The organism is Halomonas sp. MCCC 1A11062, assembly GCF_021404355.1.
In the GTDB taxonomy this organism is placed as follows: domain Bacteria; phylum Pseudomonadota; class Gammaproteobacteria; order Pseudomonadales; family Halomonadaceae; genus Halomonas; species Halomonas aerodenitrificans.
Window position 1 is genome coordinate 1 of the sequence record NZ_JABFTW010000046.1, and the last position, 4,094, is coordinate 4,094.

Genomic DNA, 4,094 nt, shown 5'->3' on the forward strand with positions numbered 1-4,094 from the left:
ACGACAGCTTCCTCACCGTGCACCACGACCGCATCGGCGAGATCCACGCCGACGAGCACCATACCGTGCGCGGCGAGCGCCATGAGCAAACCGTCGCCAACCAGCACCTCACGGTACAGGGCACCCTGCACATCAAGGCCGGCCAGGCCTGGCTCAGCGAATGCGGCCGCGAACTGCACGTCAAGGCCGGGCACAAGGTAGTGCTCGAAGCCGGCAGCGAAATGACGCTCAACGCCGGCGGCAGCTTCCTCAAGCTCGACGGCGGCGGCGTCACCCTGGTCGGCCCCAAGGTCAAGATCAACGCCGGAGGCAGCCCCGGTTCCGGCTCAGGCCAGGCCGTCGAGACGCCACTGCTGCCGGGTAGGGCAGTACCTGAGGTGCATGAGGACTTCACCCTCGAGCCCAACTGGCAGCCCACCGCGTTTGCCGAAACGGAAGGCCAGGTACTGGCGCTACAGAGAGCGGCCAGTAGCGGCAAGGCACTTTGCGATATCTGCGCCGATACGCTCAAATCCTCGGGGGACAGTCGGTGAGTACACTGCCCGCTTGTACCCATATTCTGCTAGATGCGGCACTTCCCGAGCTGCGTCGGCAGTGGTATCGACGTTCGCCTCATAGCAACAGCAGTGTGCCACTCTACCTGGACACGCCATTCTCCCATTTGCTGGAAGTCTCGCCCATCGTGGCCAGCACCTCGCCCCACGACCCGTTTCTGCACTGGCTAATAGCTGAACGCCCCACACTCAACTGGGGGCTGCTACTGGCCAGTCAGGAAACGCCCGAGGCACTGGCCATGCACTACCGCCGCTGGCTGACGATCCTGAACCCGCAAGGCGATGAAGTCCTGTTCCGCTTCTACGACCCGGACGTACTACCGCACTTCCTTGATGCCTTCGACGGCCATGAATACCGCCAATGGTTCGGTCCCGTCACGGCCGTCAATTACCGCTCCGCTGGCGGCTTCACTGCGCGACATGCTGCCCAGCACCCAGAGGAGGATCGCGTTCGGGCCCCGTTACCGGCTGCGCCGTGGTGGAAAATCCAACCACGCCACCAACGGGCATTACGACCGCTTTACCGCCAGGAGCTGATAGGCGATACCCAGCAGCGGCTGCTACTCGAGGCCGGTGCCTGGTTGATGCACCTGGACAGCCCCAGCATCGAAGCGCGAGTGGCCGATGCCGTGGATCGCCTGACGGCGCTCAACGCCGACACCCTGCCCAGCCGTGACGAAGCCGCGCATTTCTGTCTGCTGGCGGTGACCAGTTGTTCGCACCCGGAACGGCGTGACGACTTTCAGCAGGACCTGGCGCGGCACGGCCTGACGGCAACCCTCGCCAACTGGCAAACCCATGCCTACGGCAAGCTGCCCGACCGCCACCACCATGATCCCGCTTGGCTGCCCGAAGGCCCCCAGATGGACCCAGCATCACGAGAAGGAACGCATTCATGAGCGACAACGGCGCCCAGCAGTGCCCGCTGGACAACGATATCGAAAGCCGCCTGGGTATCGTCTGCAGTTTCGTCTGTACCTGCAACGTGGTGCCCAACAAGGGCCAGGGTGGAATCAACCTCAAGCAGAGCTGTGTCGATTTAGGTCTCATGAGCCTCAACGAGACCTGCGACACCGGCCTGCGCGTGCAGGTACCCTACTACATGGGAAGTTCGCCGCCCTCACCGCTACTGCTGAAGGATGCCGAGGGCCTGGAGACGATAGAGCCGATCCGCAACTTCGGCCATTCCATCAACCGTATCGTCAGTATGAAGCGCAATGGGGCCTTGCTAACCGAGACGGCAAAGAACCGAGAGGAAGGCTATACCCGCGGCGAGCTGCGCATCCCCGATGCCGTGGCGCTGCGTGACCCCAACGGCAAGCCCACCCAGGACAATCTGCTGGGCGTCATCGAGGTCAAGTTTCCGCCGGATGATTGGGGACCGGGACAAGAGGTAGCTTACCGTGATATAGCTGGTGGCAGAGATAAGCTCAAACTACTCACGCCAGAACGATGTAGCTGTGATGGCCCTCGACAGACAGAATACGAGACGGATACCCAGCCTGCCATGGAGATCTACCAGGATCGCCTGGAAGAGAAGGGGATTGATTGGGACACAACCGTTATAGGTGTGGCACGAGTCGCTGGACAATTTTCGCTTCGTGTACTTGCTGCTGGGGCTGCTCTTATTGGTGGGACATAGCTGGGCACGTCATCAATACCCGTCAAATTTACAAAGGGGCGTACCCATTACCTTGAACGTCAAGTTTTCGGTATGTTTATTGTAACCATTAAGGAGAAATAAATGGATACAACACCAAAGGATCTAGATCAACTGCTTACGGTAGAAACCGATAACGGCGTGCTGTTTAAAATCTGTTTGGGTGTGGCGCTGTTCTTTACCGGCTCCCAGCAGGAAGAGAAACGCCAGGCTGTGCTGGAAATTCTTGCGGACTACCGCGATCTGGTCGGGGACAAACTAACATGGACCACCAACCCTAGCACTGGCAAGTGGAAGAAGCTTAAGGGGTTCGATAGCTATATCACTCCTTTCGACTGGCTGCCTAGCCATGGGCGCGGCGAATGGGAGTTGGTTTACCATGGTGGTCAACGTCCCAGCGATGCAAATGAATATGGCCTGGTATCGCTGGGTCGTCTTAGAGACGATGATCTAAGCTATCTTTATTGTCAGTTTCCTATTGATTTTTTTATCGAGCGTGAAGATAAGCTGCCCGAGCATGTACAGCGCTGGTGCGACAAGCTGAAGCCTGATCAAGGCTATGCGGGTTTCTGGCTAGGGAGGTCTTATGGCCATGAAAGAAGTGATGAGGCTTCTATTCTTGAATATCGTTTTGGGCAGCGTTTTCCTGGCCTTCAAATAAATAATTTTTCTGAGCACGTATTTAACTTACATCAAGGTCCCAAGGGCGTCGACTGGCTGACCATTCTCTCCGACCGTTGGCTAGAACGGCTTGGTGGCATGGAGCGCATCAAGGAGGCAATGGGTGAGCTGCCAGTGCTCGAGTACGACGGCGGCGCTATCCTTCGTGCAGGCCCCATGCCCCAGCTTGGCGACAGCGAAGATCCCGAAGTCAATGCAGCACTGGCCGATTACCGTCGTGTTGCTGCCATTATCGAGCCGATCCGTGTCAAGGATCATCAAGCTATTCATTCTTCGCTGATGCCCAGCAATCGTCACGAAAAATATTTCAATGAGCCTGAGTACCAGGCCTGGCTGGCGCGCTTCAGCCCACAGGGAGGTCAGCCATGAGCGAGCCAACAGCGAGCGGCGAAACGTTTGCCCTGGAGTGGTTCCCCAAGCAGCTGTTCCCCGATATCGAGCTGGAGCGGGTGGAGATCACGGACACGGCCATTCGAGTGATCTGCCGCGACGGCGACTGGTCGCTGCAATCGGATATCACCCCCTTCTGGGGGCCGGGCACCATGGTGTTTCATACTCAGGGCGAGGTCGAGGTGCGCATTCAGGAGGGAGGGAGCTGGCCACTGGTGGAGCACGAGCTGGCCGAGGAGAAGTTGCTGCCCCATTTTCACACCCTGGAACTGATCGAACGCGGCGACCCCTGGCGCCTGCGCGGCCGCGCAGGCGAGCAGCATGCGGTGGTGGAACTGCGCGCCGACATTACCGCCATCACTTGGCATGCCGACGAGGCCTGACGCATGGAGACCGCCATGGCAGGGATGCCTGACGTAATCAACGCACCTCTCGACCAGCTGCTCACCGTCGAAACGGATAACGGCGTGCTGTTCAAGATTTGCCTGGGCGTGACACTGTTCTTTACCGGCTCCCAGCAGGAAGAGAAGCGCCAGGCGGTGCTGGACATTCTGGCCGACTACCGCGACCTAGTCGGCGACCAGCTCACCTGGACCACCAACCCCAGCACCGGCAGGTGGAAAAAATTGAAAGGATTCGACAGCTATATCACCCCCTTCGACTGGCTGCCCACCTATGGGCGCGGCGAGGAGTTATCGTCAAATCTGGTGGATGGCGATCAGGCCGCATTCCTGTCTGATTGATCAACCACTTGCTCCCCGTCCTGGAACTTGACGTTGCTGACGACCAGTTCCAGCTTCTGGAAGTGC

5 protein-coding genes and 1 pseudogene are annotated in these 4,094 nt (G+C 58.9%); all 6 read left to right on the forward strand.

The annotated features are described in order from the left end of the window. A pseudogene (locus tag HOP58_RS22620) lies at nt 1-533 on the forward strand (DUF2345 domain-containing protein); the annotation flags it as partial. Continuing rightward, on the forward strand, nt 530-1,453 hold the full coding sequence (locus tag HOP58_RS22625; RefSeq protein WP_234261875.1) for a DUF4123 domain-containing protein: 924 nt from the start codon (nt 530-532) through the stop codon (nt 1,451-1,453). The pseudogene HOP58_RS22620 and the gene HOP58_RS22625, both read left to right, overlap by 4 nt. Then, a complete protein-coding gene (locus HOP58_RS22630; protein ID WP_234261877.1) occupies nt 1,450-2,196 on the forward strand; it encodes a hypothetical protein in 747 nt (248 codons plus the stop codon). Before HOP58_RS22625 ends, HOP58_RS22630 begins: the two co-directional genes overlap by 4 nt. Nucleotides 2,197-2,298: 102 nt before the next feature. Next, nucleotides 2,299-3,264, forward strand: coding sequence for a type VI immunity family protein (locus tag HOP58_RS22635; RefSeq protein ID WP_234261880.1), 966 nt, complete (start codon nt 2,299-2,301; stop codon nt 3,262-3,264). Beyond that, complete coding sequence (locus HOP58_RS22640; RefSeq protein WP_234261881.1) at nt 3,261-3,668, forward strand: hypothetical protein; 408 nt, start codon at nt 3,261-3,263, stop codon at nt 3,666-3,668. The genes HOP58_RS22635 and HOP58_RS22640 overlap by 4 nt, the downstream gene beginning before the upstream one ends. Nucleotides 3,669-3,671: 3 nt before the next feature. Continuing rightward, nucleotides 3,672-4,028 carry a hypothetical protein gene (locus tag HOP58_RS22645; RefSeq protein ID WP_234261883.1) on the forward strand — a complete coding sequence of 119 codons (357 nt, stop codon included), beginning with the start codon at nt 3,672-3,674 and terminating at the stop codon, nt 4,026-4,028. Nucleotides 4,029-4,094: the final 66 nt, after the last annotated feature.